This is a genomic window from Hyalangium sp. (assembly GCF_045802625.1).
Lineage (GTDB): Bacteria > Myxococcota > Myxococcia > Myxococcales > Myxococcaceae > Hyalangium.
In genome coordinates, this window is the sequence record NZ_JBJMQP010000054.1 from 1 (window position 1) to 20,021 (window position 20,021).

Below are 20,021 nucleotides of genomic sequence, written 5' to 3' on the forward strand. Positions count from 1 at the left end.
ACAACGTCAACTTCATGGCCCGCAACCTGACCGACCAGGTCCGCAACATCGCCCAGGTCACCACCGCCGTCGCCAACGGCGACCTCAGCCAGAAGATCACCGTCGACGTCAAGGGCGAGATCCTCGAGCTGAAGAACACCATCAACACGATGGTGGATCAGCTGTCGTCCTTCGCCTCGGAAGTGACGCGCGTCGCTCGCGAGGTGGGTACGGAAGGAAAGCTGGGCGGGCAGGCCATCGTGAAGGGGGTTGCCGGTACGTGGAAGGACCTCACGGACAACGTGAACTCCATGGCCACCAACCTCACCACCCAGGTGCGTGGTATCGCCAAGGTGGTGACCGCCGTCGCCAACGGTGACCTCAAGCGCAAGCTCGTCGTGGACGCCAAGGGCGAGATCGCCGAGCTGGCCGACACCATCAACGGCATGATCGACACCCTCGCCGTGTTCGCCGATCAGGTGACCACGGTGGCCCGCGAGGTGGGTATCGAAGGAAAGCTCGGTGGCCAGGCCCGCGTGCCCGGCACCGCCGGCATCTGGCGCGACCTCACCGACAACGTGAACCAGCTCGCCGCCAACCTCACCACCCAGGTGCGCGCCATCGCCGAGGTCGCCACCGCCGTCACCAAGGGAGATCTCACCCGGTTCATCACCGTGTCCGCCCAGGGCGAAGTGGCCGCCCTCAAGGACAACATCAACGAGATGATCCGCAACCTGAAGGACACCACGCGCAAGAACACGGAGCAGGACTGGCTCAAGACCAACCTGGCCAAGTTCACCCGCGTCCTCCAGGGCCAGCGAGATCTGCTCACCGTGTCCAAGGTGATCCTCTCGGAGCTGGCGCCGCTGGTGGATGCCCAGCACGGCGTCTTCTACATCTCCGAGCGCCAGGAGGGAGAGCAGATCCTCAAGCTGCTCGCCTCGTACGCGTACCGCGAGCGCAAGGGCCTCTCCAACTCGTTCAAGCTGGGCGAGGGCCTGGTCGGCCAGTGCGCCCTGGAGAAGGAGCCCATCCTCCTGTCCGACGTGCCGGACACCTATATCCGCATCAACTCGGGCCTGGGCGAGGAGGTGCCGCGCAACATCGTCGTCCTCCCCGTGCTCTTCGAGGGTGACATCAAGGCCGTCATCGAGCTGGCCAGCTTCCACCGCTTCAGCGACGTGCACCTGGGCTTCCTCGAGCAGCTCACCGAGTCCATTGGCATCGTGCTCAACACGATCGCCGCGAACATGCGCACCGAGGCGCTGCTGGCGAAGTCCCAGGCCCTCACCGAGGAGCTCCGCAAGCAGCAGGAGGAGCTCACCGAGAAGAACAACCGGCTGCAGCAGCAGGCCACCTCGCTCCAGCAGTCCGAGGAGCTCCTCAAGCGCCAGCAGGAGGAGCTGCGCCGCACCAACGAGGAGCTGCAGGAGAAGGCCAAGCTGCTCTCCGAGCAGAAGAACGAGGTGGAGCGCAAGAACCTGGAGGTGGAGCAGGCCAAGCGCGCCCTCGAGGAGAAGGCCGAGCAGCTCTCGCTCACCTCCAAGTACAAGAGCGAGTTCCTGGCCAACATGAGCCACGAGCTGCGCACCCCGCTCAACTCGCTGCTCATCCTCAGCCAGACGCTCAGCGACAACACCGAGGGCAACCTCAGCGCCCGCCAGGTCGAGTTCGCCAAGACCATCCACGCCTCCGGCGCGGACCTGCTGGAGCTCATCAACGACATCCTGGATCTGTCGAAGATCGAGTCCGGCACCATGACGGTGGACGTGGGCCCGCTGCGCTTCAGCGACCTGCGCGAGTTCGTCGAGCGCACCTTCCGCCAGGTGGCGGACAAGAAGGCGCTGGACTTCAAGATCGACGTGGGCTCCGAGCTGCCCCTGGAGTCGCAGACGGATGCCAAGCGCCTGCAGCAGGTGCTCAAGAACCTGCTGTCCAACGCCTTCAAGTTCACCGAGAACGGCCAGGTCACCCTCCACATCCAGTCCGCCAAGAGCGGCTTCACGCCGGACCACCCCATCCTCCGCACCGCCCCCACCGTGGTGGCCTTCGTGGTCAAGGACACGGGCATCGGCATCCCCAAGGACAAGCACCAGATCATCTTCGAGGCGTTCCAGCAGGCCGACGGCTCCACCGCGCGCAAGTACGGCGGCACGGGCCTGGGGCTCTCCATCTCGCGCGAGATCGCCCGGCTGCTGGGCGGCGAGATCCGCCTGGAGAGCGAAGTGGGCAAGGGCAGCACCTTCACCCTCTACCTGCCGCTCAACTACGTGGCCCCGCGCCCCGTGGAGCAGGGCAGTGTGGTGGACAAGGCCATCGCCGGCGGCCATGCCCTGCCGGTGCCCGGCGCTGTTCCTGTCACCGCCATTCTCGCCGCTCCTGTCCATATCCCTGGCTTCAGCACTGCTTCTCTTCTTGTCCCGAAGCAGGAGGAGCCCACGCCGGCCGTCACCCGCGTGGAGATCGAGGACGACAGCGCGTCCATCCTCCCGGGAGACCCCGTGCTGCTGGCGGTGACCACGGCCCCGGACCACGCGGCGCGGCTGCGCGCGGCGGCCCAGGGGGTGGGCTTCAAGATGGTCGTCTCCACGGAGGCCGAGGCCGCGCTGGAGACGGCGCGCAACGCCCGGCCCGTGGCCGTGGCGGTGGATCTGGATCTGCCGGACATGGCGGGCTGGGTGGTGCTGGATCGGCTCAAGCACGACGCCGCCACGCGCGCGCTGCCCGTCTACACCCTCTCCGAGGGCGACTTCCGGGAGCGCTCGCTCAACCTGGGCGCGCTCGGCCACCTGAGGGCCGCCGCGGACCCCGAGGCCGCCGCCAACGCGCTCAAGGATCTGCGCGACTTCGTGGACCGCAAGGGCCGCAGCCTCCTCATCGTGGAGGATGACGAGGTCCACCGGAAGACGCTGCTGGAGCTGCTGGGCAGCGACGACGTGCAGACCGTAGCCGTGGGCACCGCGGCCGAGGCCGTCTCCGCCATCGCCGCGCGGCGCTTCGACTGCGTGGTGCTGGACCTGGGCCTGCCGGACATGCCGGGCGCGGAGCTGCTGCGCAAGCTGCACGCCGAGCATGGCGCGGCCACTCCGCCCGTCATCGTCTACACGGGCCGCGAGCTGTCGCGCGCCCAGGAGACGGAGCTGCGGCGGGTGGCCGAGGCCATCGTCATCAAGGACGCCCAGAGCCCCGAGCGCCTGCTGGAGGAGACGAGCCTGTTCCTCCACCGCGCCCCCGCCCAGATGCCCGAGCCCAAGCGCCGCATGCTGGAGAAGGCGCGCCACATGGATCCGCTCCTGGTGAACCGCAAGGTGCTGGTGGTGGACGACGATGTGCGTAACATCTTCGCCCTCAACACCGTGCTGGAGCGCTACGGCATGAAGGTGGTGTTCGCCGAGAGCGCCCAGGAGGGCATCTCCCTGCTCGAGCGCGAGGCCGGGGTGGAGCTGGTGCTGATGGACGTGATGATGCCGGAGATGGACGGCTACCAGGCCATGCAGGCCATCCGCGGCATGGAGCGCTTCGCCCACCTGCCCATCCTCGCGCTCACCGCCAAGGCGATGAAGGGCGACCGCGAGAAGTGCCTGGAGGCCGGCGCGTCCGACTACATCACCAAGCCGGTGGACATCGACAAGCTGCTCAGCCTGCTGCGCGTGTGGCTGCACTCGCCGCGCGGCGGTAGCTCGCCGAAGCCGCCGCGCACGGAGGCCGCTGAGTGACACCCGCCACGCACAGCGCGGAGCTGGAGACGCTGGAGCTGGAGCTGCTCCTCGAGGGGGCCCGGCGCCAGTACGGCTTCGACTTGCGCAGCTACGCGCGGCCGCTGCTCCTGCGGCGGCTGCGGCGGCACCTGCGCGAGGAGCGGCTGGACACCTTCTCCACGCTGCAGGGGCGAGTGCTGCACAGCCCCGAGGCCATGGAGGGCCTGCTGCGCGCGCTGGCCTGTCCGCCGGACTCCCTCTTCGCCGATCCGGCCTTCTTCCAGGCCTTCCGGACGCGGGTGGTGCCCATGCTGCGCACCTACCCGTCCATCCGCGTGTGGCATGCGGGCTGCGGCTCGGGCGAGGACACCTACGCCCTGGCCATCCTGTTGATGGAGGAGGGGCTGTGGGGCCGCTGCCGGCTCTACGCCTCGGATGCCAGCGACGGGCTGCTGGCGGACGCGCGCACCGGCGTGCTGTCGCTCCCGGGGGAGCAGGACGTGCGCAACTACCAGGAGGCCGGTGGCCGGCGCGCGCTGGCGGACTACTACACGCGGGATGGCAACTGGGCGGTGATGCACCCGGCCCTGCGCGACAACATCTTCTTCACCCAGCACAACCTGGCCACCGACGGCTCGTTCAACGAGTTCCAGGTCATCCTCTGCCGGGACACGCTGCTGGCGTTCAGTCGCTCGCTGGCCAGCCGCGTGCACGAGCGCCTCCATGAGAGCCTCGCGCGGTTCGGCTTCCTGTGCCTGGGGCGCAAGGAGACCGTGGCGCGCACGCCCCACGCGGCGGCGTACGAGGAGCTGGAAGGCACAGGCCGCGTCTACCGGAGGATGGCATGAGTCCCCTCGGGGTGTTGGTGGTGGGCGCGCCGCGAGGCGCCGAGGCGGAGGTGGAGGCCCTGCTGGCCACGCTCTCGCCTCGGCTGTCCGTGCCCGTGGTCCTCGTTTTCCACCGCGGCTGCCAGGAGCGGCTGGCCCACTCGCTGGGGCGGCGCTGCCCCCTGCCCGTGCTCGAGCCGGATGACAAGGACGAGCTGGTGGCCGGCCGGGTGTACCTGGCGCCCGAGGGCTACCACCTGCTCGTGGATCGCGGCGGCATCTGCCTCTCGCGCGAGCCGGCCGAGCATGGCCAGCGGCCCGCGATGGATCCGCTCTTCGAGTCCACCGCGGATGCGTATGGCCCGTCCGCCGTGGGCCTGCTATTCGGCGGACATGAGGATGGGTGGGCGGGGCTGAGCACGCTGCGCGAGCGCGGTGGGCACGTCGCCGTGATAGGCGAGGGAGCGCCCGTCGAGGGTGTGGAGCGCGTGCCGTTGTCTGAGGTAAAGGACTGGCTGGCGCGGTTGTCCTATGCGCCGCGAATGAAGGTGCAACCGTGAGTATTCTTCCCCGGGAGAAGGTCCCCATCCTGCTGGTGGATGATCAGCCCGAGGGGTTGATGGCGCTGGAGGCCACGCTGGCTCCGCTGGGCCATCAGCTCGTCACCGCCCGCAGCGGCCGCGAGGCGCTGCGCCAGCTCTTGCACCAGGACTTCGCCGTGGTGCTGCTGGACGTGGTGATGCCGGAGATGGACGGCTTCGAGACGGCGCAGCTCATCCGCGAGCGCGAGAAGAGCCGCAACACGCCCATCCTCTTCCTCACCGCCCTCTCCCGCGGCGAGGTGCCCGAGTTCCGCGCCTACGCGGTGGGCGCGGTGGACTACCTGCTCAAGCCCTACGAGCCGGACATCCTCCGCTCCAAGGTGAGCGTCTTCGTGGATCTGTTCCGCAAGACGGACATGCTGCGCCGCCAGGCCGAGGCGCTGCGCGAGGCCCAGCGCCGCGAGCACGAGCGCGAGCTGGCCGAGGCCCACCAGCGCCTGGAGGTGGAGCGCTCGCGGTGGCGCGAGGAGCTGCTGAAGAAGGAGATGGAGGCGGGCCGCAACCAGCAGCGGTGGCTGGAGGCCGTGCTGGCCGCGCTGCCCAGCCCGCTGGCGCTGGTGGAGCCGGGCACCGGCCACATCCTCTTCGCCAACCGCACCGCGCAGGAGCTGGCCAGCGGGTGCCTCGTCTACCCCGAGGCCCGGGCGCTGCACTCGGAGCTGGTCTTCACCGACGCGGAGGGCAAGCCGCTGCCCCACGAGGAGCTGCCGGCCGCCCGCGCCGCCCGGGGCGAGGTGCTCTCGGGCGTGCCCGTGGAGTGGACGCATGGCGAGCAGCGCGGCGCGGCGCTGGCCTTCTCCTCCCGGCTGCCGCAGATGCATGGCCGCGCGGAGACGGTGCTGCTGGCCATGCTGGACGTGACGGCCCTGCAAGTCACCGAGCGCAACCTCCAGCGCGCGGTGCGCGTGCGCGACGACTTCCTCTCCATGGCCAGCCACGAGCTGCGCACCCCGCTCACCTCGCTCAAGGTGCACATCCAGGGCGCCCTGCGCGCCGCCGCCCGCCGCGACGAGGAGCCGGTGCCGGTGACGCAGTACGTGGCCAAGCTGGAGACGCTGGAGCAGAACGTGAGCCGGCTCGCCCAGCTCGTGGACAACCTGCTGGACATCTCCCGCATCAACGCGGGCCGGCTGGACTTCGAGCTGGCGGAGGTGGACCTCTCGGTGGTGGTGCGCGAGGTGGCCGCTCGCTTCTCGGAGGAGGCGGCTCGCGCGGGCTGCCCGCTCACGGTGCGGGCGGAGAACCCCGTCCTCGGCCGCTGGGATCGCGGCCGGGTGGATCAGGTGGTGACGAACCTGCTCACCAACGCCCTCAAGTATGGCGCGGGCGCGCCGGTGGAGCTGGCCGTGCGCGAGGAGTCCACCCACGCCACCCTCGAGGTGAAGGACCACGGCATCGGCATCCGCGAGCAGGATCGCCACCGCATCTTCGAGCGCTTCGAGCGGGCCGTGCCCCATGAGCACTACAGCGGCTTCGGGCTGGGGCTGTGGATCGTCCACGAGATCGCCACCGGCCTGGGCGGCTCCGTCACGGTGGAGAGCACCCCCGGCCAGGGCGCCCTCTTCCGCGTCGAGCTCCCTCGGACGCGCGAACACCAAGCGACCGAGTGGCGCCGGGCTTCTCAGGCGTGAACATCCCCCCAGGTGCTTTGTGGAAATTAGTTGATTTACAAAGCATCGTGGGCAAGGTGGGCCTGTGAGTGACGCGGTCATCCCCCCGCGGGTCCAGCGCTTCATCGCGGCGCACATCGACTCGATCGAGAAGCTGGAGGTCCTGCTGCTGCTGCGGGCTCGTCCGGATCGAGAGTGGAGCGCCCGCGAGGTCAGCCAGGAGCTGCGCATCACCGAGTCCTCTGCTACGGCGCGGCTGGAGGATCTGACGGCGCGCCGGCTGCTGGGGAAGGCCGCTGGCAGCGCTCCTGTCTATCGCTACGCCCCGGCCAGCGCCGACGACGACCAGGACGTGGGCGAGCTGCAGGCCACGTACAGCACGCGCCGGGTGAGTGTCATCTCGTTCATCTTCTCCAAGCCCCTCGACAAGGTGCGAGGATTCGCGGAGGCCTTCCGGCTGAAGCGGGACAAGGACGAGGGCAATGGTTGAAGCGGTCTACATCCTCTGCGCCTTGACGAGCCTCACGTGCGCGGTGCTGCTGCTGAGGAGCTATGGCCGCTCGCGCATGCGGCTGCTGCTGTGGAGCGGGCTGTGCTTCGCGGCGCTCACCCTCAACAACGTGGTGCTGTTCCTGGACATGGTGGTCTTCCCGCAGCTGGACTTGTCCCTGTGGCGGGGGGGGCTGGCGCTGGTGGGCGTGGCCACGCTGCTCTACGGCCTCATCTGGGATTCGCAGTGAGGAGGCGCCGGTGATCGAAACGCTCAAGGCGATGATCGGCGGCGCGCTGGTGGTGGCCTGCCTGGCGTGTGCCCTGTTCTTCCTGCGCTTCTGGAGGAGCTCGAGGGATCGGCTCTTCGCCTTCTTCGCGCTCGCCTTCGCGGCGATGAGCGTCAACTGGCTGGCCCTCACCCTGCTGCAGGTGGATGACGAGCGGCGCTACTACGTCTATGTGCTGCGCCTCGTCTCGTTCCTGATCATCCTCTACGCCATCTGGGACAAGAACCGGGCCGGACGCGGCAGCCGCTCGTAGCGCGCGGGCCGGGGTGCCGGCGAGAACAGTCCTCGCGGGAGGGGTGGTTCCAGTTGATGGAGGAGGTGAAGGCCGCAATAAGGGACCCATGCCCAGGCGCTTCTTCGAACTTTACGACGATCTGTATGTCCGGGGGCGTTGGCACCTGAAGAACCCCACCGACAGCAACGGCGGCAGGTTGGACGACTGGGCGTTCAGGCACGGAAGGCCAGTGAGCTTCGAGGAGCGCTTGAAGATACTTATCGAGCAGAACGGCAAGCCGCTGGACTTCTCCGAGACGAACTCAAGGATCCCTATCGTTCACGTCAAGCTTGCGACCGTATTTTCGGAACTGGCTCGTGATGACGTGCAACTCCTTCCCGTGGATATCGAAGGTCAGCCGGATCAGTACCTGGTCTTGGTAGCCACTCGCCTGATTCGCTGCATCGACGAGAAAGCCTCCAAGGTGCAGTTCTGGCAGCCGGAGGATGGCCTTCCTGACAAGGTGGGCCAGTACTACGCCGTGGACCATATGCGCGTCGACAAGGCGACGATTGGAGACGCCAGGGTATTCCGTCCCGAGGGGTGGCCCGGCGACCTGATCGTTTCAGAGGAGATCAAGGACGCCTTGGAGCGCATGAGCGCTACAGGGGCGAAGTTCGAAGAGGTGTAGCTCCAGGCACGCCATGGACAGCCCCCTTCCCCTCGCGCTCCACCCCGCGGCGCTCCCTCCGGGCACGGTGATCGGGTCCTGGCGCGTACAGGCCTGGGCCGGCCGCGGCGCAAACGGCGCCGTCTACCGCGCCGTGCACCGGCACAACGAACACGCCTCCCCCGTGGCCCTGAAGCTGGCACTGCACCCGGACGACCCTCGCTTCGCCCGCGAGGGGGCGCTGCTGTCCCGCTGCCACCACCCCAGCATCCCGGGCCTGGTGGATCAGGGCTCCTGGCCATCTCCCGCTGGCACGCTCCATCCTTTCCTGGTCATGCAGTGGGTGGACGGCGAGCCCTTGTATGAACAGGCCCGGCTTCAGCCGCTGGCCGCCGAGCGGGTGCGGCGCTGGCTGGGCCAGCTGGCTCAAGCGCTGGCCACCCTCCATGCTCAAGGCGCCCTCCACCGAGACCTCAAGGGCGACAACGTCCTGGTGCGCCGCGCCGATGACCGAGCCATGCTCATGGACCTTGGCACCGGCCTCTACCTGGGCACCACGGCGCTCACCCCGGCCATGGGCTTTCCGGGCACTCCGCTCTATCGCTCTCCACAGTCCTGGCTCTTCGAGCTGCAATTCCACGGCAGCACCACCGCTCGCTACCGGCCCTGTGCCGCGGATGATCTCTATGCCCTGGGCGTCACCGCGTGTCGGCTGCTCACCGGAGAGTACCCGGAGCTCTCCGAGCCCTTCCGGGATGAGCAAGGCACCTGGCATCTGGAGGGCGTGCGCCTGCCTCGCGTGCTGCTGAGCAGCCCCGACGTGGAGCCCTCCCTGCGCAACCTCATCCTGCGCCTGCTCTCGGTGCACCCCGGGCAGCGCGGCACCGCGGCGCAACTGGCGCGGGAGCTGGAGCCCGCCTCACCGGTGAGACACTCCCGGCAACCCTTCAGGCTCCGAGCGCCTCGGAGGCGCGCATGGCTCTGGATACCAGCGGCAGCGGCGGGGCTGGCTCTGGCCGTCTGGCTGGAAAGGACGGTCTCCCATGAGCTTCTGGAGCAGCCCTCCGTGGCACGCGCCGAGCCCGCGAGGCCCGGCTCCGCGGATGCAGGCACCACAGGGCTCGGGGAAGCCGCAACGGTCGCGGCCCTGGACAAGCCGCCCTCTGGCTCGACGAATGAGGGGATGAGCGAGGACACTCTGCCCGAGCCGCAGCCAGGACAGGTACGGCCCGATGAGAAGGGACGTTGCCCTCGCAAGTGGCTGGTCGCTCTCAATGGGGGCTGCTGGAATGCGACCATCTGGGAGTTGGAGCGATGCCAGGGACTCGGCGGCCAGATGTTCAAGGGCACCTGCTACGTGCCCTTCATCCCTCCAGCGCGCAAGCATCCTCCCACCTCCGCTCCCCCGCAGAATCCGTGAGGACCTGACCCATCACATCGGGTCTGAGAAAATGACGGGGCAGGTTGTATAGATTAGCGGGGTTCACTCCTGACCGGTCAGTACCAACAGGGCCACTCCTGACCGGTCGGTACCGGCAGGCCCGCTCCTGAACGTTCAGGACCGGCACCTCCGCTCCCGACTGGTCAGTACCGGTGGGTTCACTCCTGACCGGAGAGAGCGCGCGCCGGACAGCTCCAACTCGGGCCGGTGAGGCACAACGAGCCAGGCGCGCGACGAGCGACCCAGCAGGCAGGACCGTTGCAGCGGCACGGCGCTACGTGGGGCGGCAGCAGGGACGTGGAACGCGTCCAGGTGTGAGCAGCGGGCGGGAGGCTGCCCCCGCAGGGGGGCCGGAGGTGAAGCACGGGCGCCACCCGGTGGCTCCTCCTCTTCCCCAGGGCTGCCCTCTACCCTGATCACCTCCTCGCAAGAAGGGGTGACCCATGCTGCCGTGGCGCATTCGCTGGAAGGCCGAAGCGGAGCAGAGCAGTCGCCAGCGCCAGAGGAGCGGCCCTCGAAGGGCTTGCCGCAAGAGGAACCTCGGAGCGCGCCAGCCCTCACGGTTCCATGCGGCTGTCAGCCTCTTGCTGCTGGCTGTCCTCGTCGCGCCCGGAGCGCACGCCGCTGACGAGACGAGCCCGGTGCGGGCCGTGGTGGGGGCGGGTGTCTCGCAGGGCACCGCGCTGGGCAGCCCCTGGGCGCCGCGTACCTCGTACAGCGTGAGCCTGTTGGGCCTAGGGCAAGCAGGCCAGGGGCTCGGGGCGCGGTTGAGCTGGCTGCCCCCGGCCACCTCCTCCGCAGCGTGGGAGCTGTCCACGGACGCGGTGGCCCGCTTCACGGGCGAGGGGCCGCTGTACTTCAAGGCGCTCGGTGGAGCGGCCTTCAACCCCCGCTCCTGGGTGTCTCCACGGCTGCGCGCTGGCGGCGAAGTCGGGGTGCACGCCATCCGTGGGCGCATTGGGCTGGAGCTGGGCGTTGCGGGCATGTACTCGTTCTCGCCCTCCCAACTCTCGCACGGGGAAGGAGTGGTGTCCCTCGGGGTGGGCCTGCTCTTCGGCTTCGGCACACCGTCCCGTGCGCCTGCCCTCGCCCCGCCTCAGCGCCCATGGGCGCAGCAGTCCGCCCAGAGTCCAGCAGGCGCCTTCCCGCCGCTGGGCCCGGGCCCCTCATCCGCGGCAGAGGTGAGGACGGCGGGGTACTCGCCCGCTCCTTCGGAGGTGGCGCACGTCCCCGCCGGCCAGCGGGATGTGATTCAGCAGATTCTGCTCCTGCGAAAACCCGAGGACGTCGCGCTCTGGTGGGCCTCGGGCCCCGAGGAGGACATTCAGCACTGGGCCCACCCGCTGTCCGAGTGGGAGCGCCAATACATCGAGGCCATGAGCGCGGAGACAGTGCCCGAGCCCATCCGCATGTGGCCGCTGGTGACGCCCGAGCGCCTCACCCCCGAGCAGCTCGAGGACATGGAGCGGCGGCTGGGCGCGGGAGCCGCCGCCGCCGAGGGGTACTCCCACTGGGAGAACAGGCGGCGCATCGTCAAGCACTACGCGGTGACGCACCCCGCCACCGTTCAGCTCTTGGTGGCGCTGTATGGGTTGACGAGGGATTCCCTCCCGCTCTCCTTCGCGCTGGAGCGGGGATGGCAGATGGGCAGCGGCCAGGAGCTGTTCACCACACGGGAGGTGTCCAGGCTCAGCGCGGCCCAGGAGTTCTTCACGGCGCTGGCGGCGGGAGTGGCCGCTGGCAAGTTGATGACCGCCACGCGGCCCGTGCCCCGGTGGGGTGTCCCGGAGCCCGTGAGCCCTGGCAAGGTGGAGACTCCGCCTGCTCCGCCGCGAGCCGTGGCGCCTGCTCCAGAACCCGCTCCGGCGCCCTCACCGCCCGCTCCGGCGCCGGGCCCGGTCGCGCCCTCTCCGGAACTGGTCCAAGCGCTCACGGGCAAGAACCCAACGCCGCAGGTGCCCGCTGGCCCACGCCTGCCTCGGGACGCCGCCGTCAAGGCGAAGGTGCCAGACCTGTTGCCGCTGGACCGTCCCATCAGCCCCAGTCCCAGGCAAAATGCGCAACTCAAGGTGGACATCGAGTACCTGGATAAGCTCGGCGCCGAGAACATTCGGGTGAACCAGCAGCAACTGACGCTCAAGAACGGCCAGCGCGTGGGCATCAATCGGCCGGACCTGCAATTCGACTACGACAACCGCAGGTACTCTGTAGAGTATGACTCTCCTGCTTCGGGCCGTGGCCCTGGTCACCAAGCGCGCCTCACCGCCAACGACCCGGACGCCACCGTCATCCGGATCATCATCCCTGAGCAAGAAGGCGTGCCCTGAATGACGCAAGAGATGAAGGGGCTGCTGCTGGACGACCGCTGGGCGCCTGTCACCTCGACGATGGGCTTTCTGGAACTGGGGGCGGAGCAGGCGGCGCAAGCCTTCGCCACGTGGCAGAGAGGGCTGGCGATATCCCGTGACAGCACCATCGAGGTGCTCCCCGTCTCGGGCACCCTGGAGCAAGTCCTCTCCCGCCTGCTGCCTCTAAGCGGTGGGGAGACCCAACGGCGCCTGTTCATCCCCACGCGCAGCGCCTGGACCGCCTACGTCACCAACCAGTGGACCGGGACGGATGCCGCCAGCCCCATGCGCTACATGGCCCGGTGGCTGAGCATCCGATGTCTGCGGGTGGTCGCCGTGCCCCACACGCTGCGTGGGGATCGAGGCCGCTATGGCTCGGTGATGCTGGATATGTTTGGCCCGGAGCAGCCGGGGAAGATCCTCAACTATGTGCGCTCCATCTATGCCGCGAATGATGGGGGCCGCTGGGTCTTCGGTCACTCCGGTGAGCCCTTCCCCTTCGAGCAGGTGGAGAAGTACCAAGCGCGCCGGGTGAGGGACCGCTTCACCTTTGAGATGCTCAAGGACTACCTGCGCCACCTGGGGCTCTCCCCCTTCGAGGAGGATTTCTACATGCCTCCGGGCACCCGCGCGTGGCTCATCCAAAAGACAGGCCCCTTCACCACCGTCGGGCGGGAGTACACGCTGGAGGAGGCTCGCGCCGCCCGCGTGTTGTGACGCACCCCAGGCGGACGACTGATGATGCAAGAGATGAAGGGGCTGCTGCTGGAGGACCGCTGGGCGCTGAAGCGCAGGGGTGTTCGGAACAGCCGCGCACTTCCAACCGGTTGGAAGTCTGGATCCAGCAGTACAAAACTTCCAACAGGTTGAAAGTCTGGATCCGGGCCCGACGCGGTAGCCGCTCCTGACGCTGGAGTGCCCGCGAGCCAACAGTTCGCGCGCCCTGTTCCTCAGAGCCGCCCACCTGCGCGCCTGCTTCGCGAGGCAGTCAGTGGCTCGGTGCGCGACAGATTGGGGGCGATCCACTTGCCGCTCCAATCCTCAATTCGCATGTCGTAGGCACCTTTTGGACCAGCAGGTGGGGGATAGCCGACATGACGGAAGAACTTCCAGTCGCGAGCATCCTCTTGGTGGATGATCACCCGGCGAACCTCCTGGCGCTCGAGGCCGCCCTGGCGCCGCTCGGGCAGCGGCTGGTGCAGACTCACTCGGGCGCGGAGGCGCTGCGGCGCGTGGCGGAGGAGGACTTCGCCGCCATCCTGCTGGATGTGCAGATGCCGGAGCTGGATGGGTACCAGACGGCGCGCCTGATCAAATCCCAGGAGCGCAGCCGCCACGTGCCGCTGCTCTTCCTGTCGGCCATCTACCACGAGGAGCGGCAGGTGCTGCGCGGCTACTCGCACGGCGCGGTGGATTACCTGCTCAAGCCGTTGGACCCGGACGTGCTGCGCGCCAAGGTGGCCGTCTTCGTGGACCTGTACCAGCGCCAGGAGCAGCTGCGCCAGCGCGAGCTGCGGCTGCGGCAGCAGGAGCGCGAGCTGCTGATGCGCCAGAACGAGGCGCACTCGCGCGCCATCCTGGAGTCCATGCCGCAGGCGGTGTGGGCCTCGAGCTCGGACGAGGAGCACGCCTGGTGCAACCCCGCCTGGGAGCGGCTGATGGCGGGGCCGGGCGCCGGGGCGGGGAGAGACACCTTCCTGGAGGCCGTGCACCCGGACGAGCGCGAGGCGGTGGAGGCCGGGTGGCGCGAGGCGCTGCGCTCGGGCCACGCGTGGGAGGCCCAGCACCGCATGGGGCACGCGGAGGCGTGGCGCTGGTACCGGCTGCGCGTGACGCCGCTGCCCGAGGCAGGGAGGCTGTGGCGGGGCTTCCTCTGCACGGCGACGGACATCGACGACGAGCGCCGCAACCACCAGGTGTCCCAGCTCCTGTCCCACGCCAGCGTGGTGCTGTCCTCCTCGCTGGACTTCCGCGCCACGCTGGGGCGCCTGGCCCAGCTCGTGGTGCCGCGCTTCGCGGACTGGTGCGCGGTGGACGTGCTGGACGAGGAGCGGCCCGAGGCGGGGCTCACCCGCGTGGCCGTGGCCCACGTGGACTCCCCCAAGGCCGAGAAGGTGCTGGCGCTGCACCAGCGCTACCCCCCGCGAGAGGACAGCCCCTCCGGAGTGGGGCGCGTGCTCGCCTCGGGGACGCCCGAGCTGTTGCTGCAGGTGTCCGACACGCTGCTCCAGCGGCTCGTGGCCGACCCGGAGCACGCGGCGCTGCTGCGCGAGGTGGGCTTCCAGTCCTGCATCCACGTGCCCATGCGCGCCCGCGAGCGGAACTTCGGCGTGCTCACCTTCGCCCTCTCCGGCAGGCGCCGCCGGTATGATCCGAGAGACCTGGCGCTGGCCGAGGAGCTGGGCCGGCGCGCGGCGGTGGCCATGGACAACGCGCTGCTCTACCGCGAGGCCCAGCGCGCCCAGTGCGCCGCCCAGGAGGCCAACCGCCTCAAGGACGAGTTCCTCGCCACGCTCTCGCACGAGCTGCGCACGCCGCTGACCTCCATCCTCGGGTGGACGCAGATGCTGCTCAAGCGCCACGACATGGACGAGCCCAGCCAGCGCCGCGGGTTGACCATCATCGAGCGCAACGCCCGCTTGCAGCGCCAGCTGGTGGAGGATCTGCTGGACGTCTCGCGCATCACCAGCGGCAAGCTGCTGCTGAACCTGAAGGAGGTGGCGCTGCGCGAGGTGGTGGAGGCGGCGCTGGAGAGCGTGCGCCCCACGGCGGAGGTGCGCGGGGTGCAGCTCCACGCCGAGCTGGGGCCGCTCAACGAGAGCGTGCTGGCGGACGCCACCCGGCTGCAGCAGGTGCTGTGGAACCTGCTCACCAACGCCATCAAGTTCACCGACCAGGGCGGCCACGTGTCGCTGAGCGCGCGCCGGAGCGGCGCCGGGGTGGAGCTGGTGGTGCGCGACACGGGCAAGGGCATCTCGCGCGAGCTGTTGCCCCACGTCTTCGAGCGCTTCTGCCAGGGAGAGAATGGCCGGGAGCAGGGCGGGTTGGGGCTGGGGCTGGCCATCGTGCGGCACCTGGTGGAGCTGCACGGAGGCTCCGTGGAGGTGGTCAGCGGAGGGCTGGGCCTGGGCTCCACCTTCACGGTGCGCCTGCCGCTGCGCGCCCAGCGGCTGGAGGACGTGGCCTTGCAGGAGGCCGTGCTGCGCCTGCCGGAGCTCCCCGAGGCGAACGAGCAACCCCCCGTGTCCGAGGAGCTGGTCGAGGCGGTGGCCTTCTTGATGGGGCAGGCTGCTCGTTGAGAGACCGCCGCGGGCTGAAGATTCTTCCGGGGGAGAGGCTGGTGTTCTTACCGGCTCCCCCTCCTACGTTGGGCCTGGGGTGGGTGCTGTATGGCGGACACTCGCCAATTACCGCATCTGATCAACGGCTTGAGGTGTCCCCTGCGAGAGACGGGGGTGATCCGAGTCCGGCACGGTTCCCGCATTGGAGGAGGGGGTCCGGGCGTGGGTGGGACCCCGGACGTTTCCCTCTCGACACCGTCTGGAAGCTGCCGTGCAAGCGCCCCTGTCCGTCTGCCATTGCGCGAGTCCGCACCGCGAGAAGGCGGGCTGTCCAACACTCGTTCGCTCTGGTGGCGAGACGGCGCAGCCGGTCCGGGGGGCGACGCAGCTCTTCGAGCCGGTGTCCGAGCGGGACGACTTCGTCGGACAGACGTTCGGCAGCTTCCAGGTGGTGCGCGAGCTGGGCCGGGGCGGGATGGGCTCGGTCTGGCTGGCCGAGCACACGCTGATCCAGAAGCGCGTGGCGGTGAAGGTGCTGCACGCGCACCTGGCCCAGGAGCAGCGGCTGGTGTCGCGCTTCCTCTCCGAGGCGCGCACGCTGACGCTGATCCAGCATGAGAACGTCGTCACGCTGTACGACTTGTCTCTGCGGGAGGGGCGCCCGTACCTGGTGATGGAGTACCTGGAGGGCGAGAGCCTGGCCTCCTTCGCGCAGGGGCCGCTGGAGCCGGCGCTGGTGGTGGAGCTGCTCTCGCAGGTGTGCGACGCGCTGGGGGCGGCGCACGCGCATGGCATCGTCCACAGAGATCTCAAGCCGGCCAACGTCTTCCTGGTGCCCGGCGGTGAGGGGCGCCATCGGGTGAAGCTGCTGGACTTCGGCATCGCCAAGCTGTTGACGGAGCCGATGGGCCTGACGCCCACGCAGAACGGCTCGGTGCTGGGGACCCCGGAGTTCATGGCCCCCGAGCAGTGCTCCGGCGAGCCGGTGGACGCGCGCGCGGACCTGTACTCGGTGGGGGTGATGGGCTACCTGCTCGTCACGGGGAAGCTGCCCTTCACCGGGAAGCACCCGGCCGAGGTGCTGCTGGCGCATTTGATCAAGGCGCCGCGGCTGGCCCACGAGGTGCGCCCGGAGGTGTCTCCGGCGCTCTCTCAAATCCTCGCGCGGGCCATGGCCAAGCGCCCGGAGGACCGCTTCGCCACGGCGTCGGAGCTGCGTCAGGCGCTGCGGGCGTTGCTGGTGCCGGAGCCGGAGAAGCCGCCCGCGCTCACCGCTCGGGTGAGGGTGGCGGGAGCGCTGGGCTCGGCGGAGCTGCGCTGCGAGCGGGTGGGGCGCACCGGGCTCTTTCTGCACACCGAGGCGCCGCCGCCCGCGCTGCTCGGGGATGTGGGCTTGCTGCTGCGGCTGCCGGGGGGAGAGCTCCCCTGCACGGGACAGGTGGTGCGTCACGTGTCGGCCGAGCAGGCGCGGCAATGGAACATGGCGCCGGGCTTCGGGGTGCAGCTGCGCGACAGCGCGCCCGGTCTCCTGGAGACCTTCGAGCGGTTGCTCGCGGGCGAGCGGGTGGTGGCGCGCGCCCCTGCCGTGAGCAGCGCGCGGGAGGAGGAGCGGGCGGAGCTGGTGCTCCAGCGCTTCGCGAGCCGGCTGCAGGGAGACCACTACCGCATCCTGGGGGCGGCGTGGGATGCGGACTTCGACACGGTGCGGGTGAACGCCCGCGAGGCGCGGCTGGCGCTCGAGCCGCTGCTGAAGTCCCCGTTGTCCACGGCCCAGCGAGCGCAGGCGGAGCGGGCCCTGGAGCGGGTGACGGAGGCGTTCCGGGTGCTCGGCCATCCGGAGCGCCGGGCGGAGTACGACGCGAGCCTGCGCAACCTGGAGGGCTTGCAGCGGTGTCTGTCCGCGGGGCTCACCGTCTCCGCGCTGGAGGAGTGCCGGCGCAGGTTCGTCGAGAAGCATCGCGTCCCGGAGGGGCATGCGATCCTTCATCTGGCCACCGGCAATGCGTTCGCCGCGCAAGGCAAGCTCGAGGAGGCCCTGCGCTCCTACGAGTCCGCGCTGCGGGTGGATCCGCTGCACCTCGAGTCGCTCAAGCGCTGGCGCACCCTGCGGGCCCGGCTGCGCGGTGCGGCGCTCTCCTCTGCCCACCCCTGAACCCGCTCGCCTGACAGGCAGCAGGGCCCGGGCACCGTGCGAGCCCCCCTTGCGTCCGAGGAGCGCCTCCTCGTTAATCATCAGGCGCCATGGCCTCCGACTCCGACGACAAGCTCCCTCCCCAGGGGCGCCTCACACGCCTGCGCAAGCTGGCGGGCCTGTCCGCGCAGCTCGGCGCGGATGTGCTCAAGAGCGGCGCCCGGCGCCTGGCCGGTCAGGAGCCGGACCTGCTCACCAAGGGCATGGCCGAGAAGCTCGTCGCCACCCTGGGAGACCTCAAGGGCGCCGCCATGAAGTTCGGCCAGGCCGTCTCCATGGATCCGGATCTGCTCACCCCCGAAGTGCGTCAGATCCTCGCCCGCCTGCAGAACCAGGCCCCCGCCATGGGCTATGCCACCGTGGCCCGCGTCATCCGCGAGGAGCTCGGCGCTGCTCCCGAGGCCCTCTTCCGCGAGTTCCACCGCGAGCCGCTCGCCGCCGCCTCGCTGGGACAGGTGCACCGCGCCGTGCTCGGGGATGGCCGGCCCGTGGCCGTCAAGGTGCAGTACCCCGGCGTCGGGGACTCGCTCAAGGGCGACCTGGACAACCTGGGCATGGTGGTGAAGACCCTCTCCAAGGCCTCCAAGGCGATGGATGGCACGGCCTACTTCCAGGAGCTGCGCGAGGAGTTCCTCCTCGAGCTGGACTACCTCCGCGAGGCCCAGCTGTGCCTCGGCTTCGCCCAGAGCGCCGCGCGGCTGCCGGAGCTCAAGGTCCCCGAAGTCATCCTCGAGCGCACCTCCGGGCGCGTGCTCACGCTGGAGCTGCTGGAGGGCCAGACGCTCAAGGACTGGGTGGTGACAGCGCCTTCCCCCGAGGAGCGCTTCCGCGTGGCGCGCCAGCTCATCCTCGCCATCTACGGGCCCTTCTTCTGCGCCGGGGAGATCCACGCGGATCCGCACCCCGGCAACTTCATGGTGATGAAGGACGGCCGGCTGGGCCTGCTGGACTTCGGCTCCATCAAGGGCTTCTCCGAGCGCTTCGTGGACGCCAACCGCCGCATGTTCCTCCAGGCGGTGAACCTGAAGCCCGTGGACACCCTCGGCCTGAGCCGCGAGGTGGGCTTCACGCTGGAGCTGCCCGAGCCCGAGGCCGAGGCGCTCATCCACGAAGTGCTCCACATCGCCGGGCGGCCCATGCGCGCGCACGCGTACGACTTCGCCACCTGCGAGATCAGCCGCGACCTGAAGCGCCACTTCGCCAGGAACGCCGCGCGCTTCCTGAAGATCCGCCCGCCTCCCGAGGCCGTCATGTTCTTCCGCTCCACCGGCGGCCTGGCGCAGAACCTGCGGCTCATCGGCGCGCGGGGAGACTTCCGGCGCGTGTACCTGGAGGTGGCGGCGCTGCTGGGCTGAGCCAGGCGCCTGGCTCCAGCAGGGCAGTGACAGGGCGGCCGATTGCCTGCTCGCGCGCTGGGAGGTTCAGGCCTCCCCCCGCATGCCTAGCTTCGATGCCGAGAGGCCATCGCATGCGCCATCGACGTCTCTTCTACACCCGGGCCGCGAAGGCCCGGCTCCACAGCTTGCCCGCGCAGGTGCAGCTGCAGCTGGAGACTCACCTGGAGAACCTCTCCCTCCTGGCCGAGCGGCTCCCGCCCGAGCGCCTGCCCCTGTTCCTGACGCGCGAGGAGGAGGGCTTCGCCACCACGGCGCAGGGAGTCCGCGTGCACTTCGCGGTGACCACCGCGACGCACGCGCTGCTCATCCACCGCATCGACGCGGAGCCCAGAGAGGAGCGCGCAGCCTTGGAGCCGTCCGCCGTGGACAGCGGCCCCTGAGCCGGGCCGCTCTACTTGTTGATGGCGTGATTCGACGTGTTGGACGTCGGGCTCGTCGCCGAGCGGCCTCGCTTGTAGAGGTCCGTCAGCTTCTTGGCCAGATCGGCGCCCTGCACGCTCTTGGAGATGTAGCCGTCCGCGCCGGACGACAGCGCCAGCGAGCGCAGCTTGGACTCATCCGACGCCGAGTAGAGGATGAACTTGGTGCCCAGCGGCGCCTGAGCGCGCGCCAGCGACAGCACCTTGTCTCCGCTGAGCGCGGGGATGTTCACGTCCAGCAGCACCATATCCGGCGCGACGGAACGCACCAGATTGGAGACGCCGAGCGAGGACCGGTGGGTCTTCACCTCGAAGCCGTAGGATGACAGCGAACGTTCAGCGAGCACGAGCTGATCCTGATCATCGTCGACAACGAGGATTCGGATCTTGGTTTCCGACATGGTTCCCCCAGGGGGCAGGGTGATGAGCCAGTGAAGAGATTATGACCTCTCTCCGTGACGCAATTGAAGGGGGGGGATGAAGGAACTCGCTCAAACCCACCAGCCGGGCAGGCATCTCCAAATAAAGCAGTGAAGCGTTCAACACGGAGAATCGCTGGATAGCC

General features: G+C 69.3%; 16 protein-coding genes. 15 read left to right on the top strand and 1 reads right to left on the bottom strand.

The genetic code is table 11. From position 1 onward, the window contains the following. The 15 genes from ACJ8AT_RS10680 to ACJ8AT_RS10750 form a co-directional block, all read left to right on the top strand. Positions 1 to 3,695: response regulator (locus tag ACJ8AT_RS10680; protein ID WP_407737566.1), on the top strand; the 3,695-nt coding region annotated here is incomplete at its 5' end. After that, positions 3,692 to 4,525: a CheR family methyltransferase gene (locus tag ACJ8AT_RS10685; RefSeq protein ID WP_407737567.1), complete on the top strand. Its 834-nt coding sequence runs from the start codon at positions 3,692 to 3,694 to the stop codon at positions 4,523 to 4,525. The genes ACJ8AT_RS10680 and ACJ8AT_RS10685, both read left to right, overlap by 4 nt. After that, complete coding sequence (locus ACJ8AT_RS10690; RefSeq protein ID WP_407737568.1) at positions 4,522 to 5,064, top strand: chemotaxis protein CheB; 543 nt, start codon at positions 4,522 to 4,524, stop codon at positions 5,062 to 5,064. The genes ACJ8AT_RS10685 and ACJ8AT_RS10690 overlap by 4 nt, the downstream gene beginning before the upstream one ends. Beyond that, positions 5,061 to 6,737, top strand: a complete 1,677-nt coding sequence (locus tag ACJ8AT_RS10695; protein WP_407737569.1) for an ATP-binding protein — start codon at positions 5,061 to 5,063, stop codon at positions 6,735 to 6,737. Before ACJ8AT_RS10690 ends, ACJ8AT_RS10695 begins: the two co-directional genes overlap by 4 nt. A gap of 64 nt (positions 6,738 to 6,801) precedes the next feature. Beyond that, positions 6,802 to 7,206: a hypothetical protein gene (locus ACJ8AT_RS10700; RefSeq protein WP_407737570.1), complete on the top strand. Its 405-nt coding sequence runs from the start codon at positions 6,802 to 6,804 to the stop codon at positions 7,204 to 7,206. Further along, entirely contained in the window at positions 7,199 to 7,456 is a 258-nt protein-coding gene (locus tag ACJ8AT_RS10705; RefSeq protein ID WP_407737571.1) for a DUF5985 family protein, read from the top strand. Before ACJ8AT_RS10700 ends, ACJ8AT_RS10705 begins: the two co-directional genes overlap by 8 nt. Before the next feature lie 31 nt (positions 7,457 to 7,487). After that, positions 7,488 to 7,748, top strand: a complete 261-nt coding sequence (locus ACJ8AT_RS10710) for a DUF5985 family protein (protein ID WP_407737677.1) — start codon at positions 7,488 to 7,490, stop codon at positions 7,746 to 7,748. A gap of 43 nt (positions 7,749 to 7,791) precedes the next feature. Next, the gene (locus tag ACJ8AT_RS10715) at positions 7,792 to 8,400 is read left to right on the top strand and encodes an imm11 family protein (protein ID WP_407737572.1); all 609 of its coding nucleotides are present in this window, start codon (positions 7,792 to 7,794) and stop codon (positions 8,398 to 8,400) included. A gap of 13 nt (positions 8,401 to 8,413) precedes the next feature. Further along, positions 8,414 to 9,799 carry a serine/threonine-protein kinase gene (locus tag ACJ8AT_RS10720; RefSeq protein ID WP_407737573.1) on the top strand — a complete coding sequence of 462 codons (1,386 nt, stop codon included), beginning with the start codon at positions 8,414 to 8,416 and terminating at the stop codon, positions 9,797 to 9,799. 605 nt (positions 9,800 to 10,404) lie between these two features. Further along, a complete protein-coding gene (locus ACJ8AT_RS10725) occupies positions 10,405 to 12,147 on the top strand; it encodes a hypothetical protein (protein WP_407737574.1) in 1,743 nt (580 codons plus the stop codon). Further along, positions 12,148 to 12,885 (top strand): hypothetical protein, encoded by a 738-nt coding sequence (locus tag ACJ8AT_RS10730; RefSeq protein ID WP_407737575.1) that lies wholly within the window; start codon positions 12,148 to 12,150, stop codon positions 12,883 to 12,885. A gap of 377 nt (positions 12,886 to 13,262) precedes the next feature. After that, positions 13,263 to 15,467, top strand: a complete 2,205-nt coding sequence (locus ACJ8AT_RS10735; protein WP_407737576.1) for an ATP-binding protein — start codon at positions 13,263 to 13,265, stop codon at positions 15,465 to 15,467. Positions 15,468 to 15,720: 253 nt separating this feature from the next. Beyond that, entirely contained in the window at positions 15,721 to 17,601 is a 1,881-nt protein-coding gene (locus ACJ8AT_RS10740; protein ID WP_407737577.1) for a protein kinase domain-containing protein, read from the top strand. An 89-nt stretch (positions 17,602 to 17,690) separates the two neighbouring features. Next, positions 17,691 to 18,995: an ABC1 kinase family protein gene (locus ACJ8AT_RS10745; protein WP_407737578.1), complete on the top strand. Its 1,305-nt coding sequence runs from the start codon at positions 17,691 to 17,693 to the stop codon at positions 18,993 to 18,995. Between the two features lie 113 nt (positions 18,996 to 19,108). Further along, positions 19,109 to 19,417 (top strand): hypothetical protein, encoded by a 309-nt coding sequence (locus ACJ8AT_RS10750; protein ID WP_407737579.1) that lies wholly within the window; start codon positions 19,109 to 19,111, stop codon positions 19,415 to 19,417. Between the two features lie 11 nt (positions 19,418 to 19,428). Here ACJ8AT_RS10750 and ACJ8AT_RS10755 read toward each other — a convergent pair whose 3' ends face one another. Then, on the bottom strand, positions 19,429 to 19,857 hold the full coding sequence (locus ACJ8AT_RS10755) for a response regulator (RefSeq protein WP_407737580.1): 429 nt from the start codon (positions 19,855 to 19,857) through the stop codon (positions 19,429 to 19,431). Positions 19,858 to 20,021 lie beyond the last annotated feature (164 nt).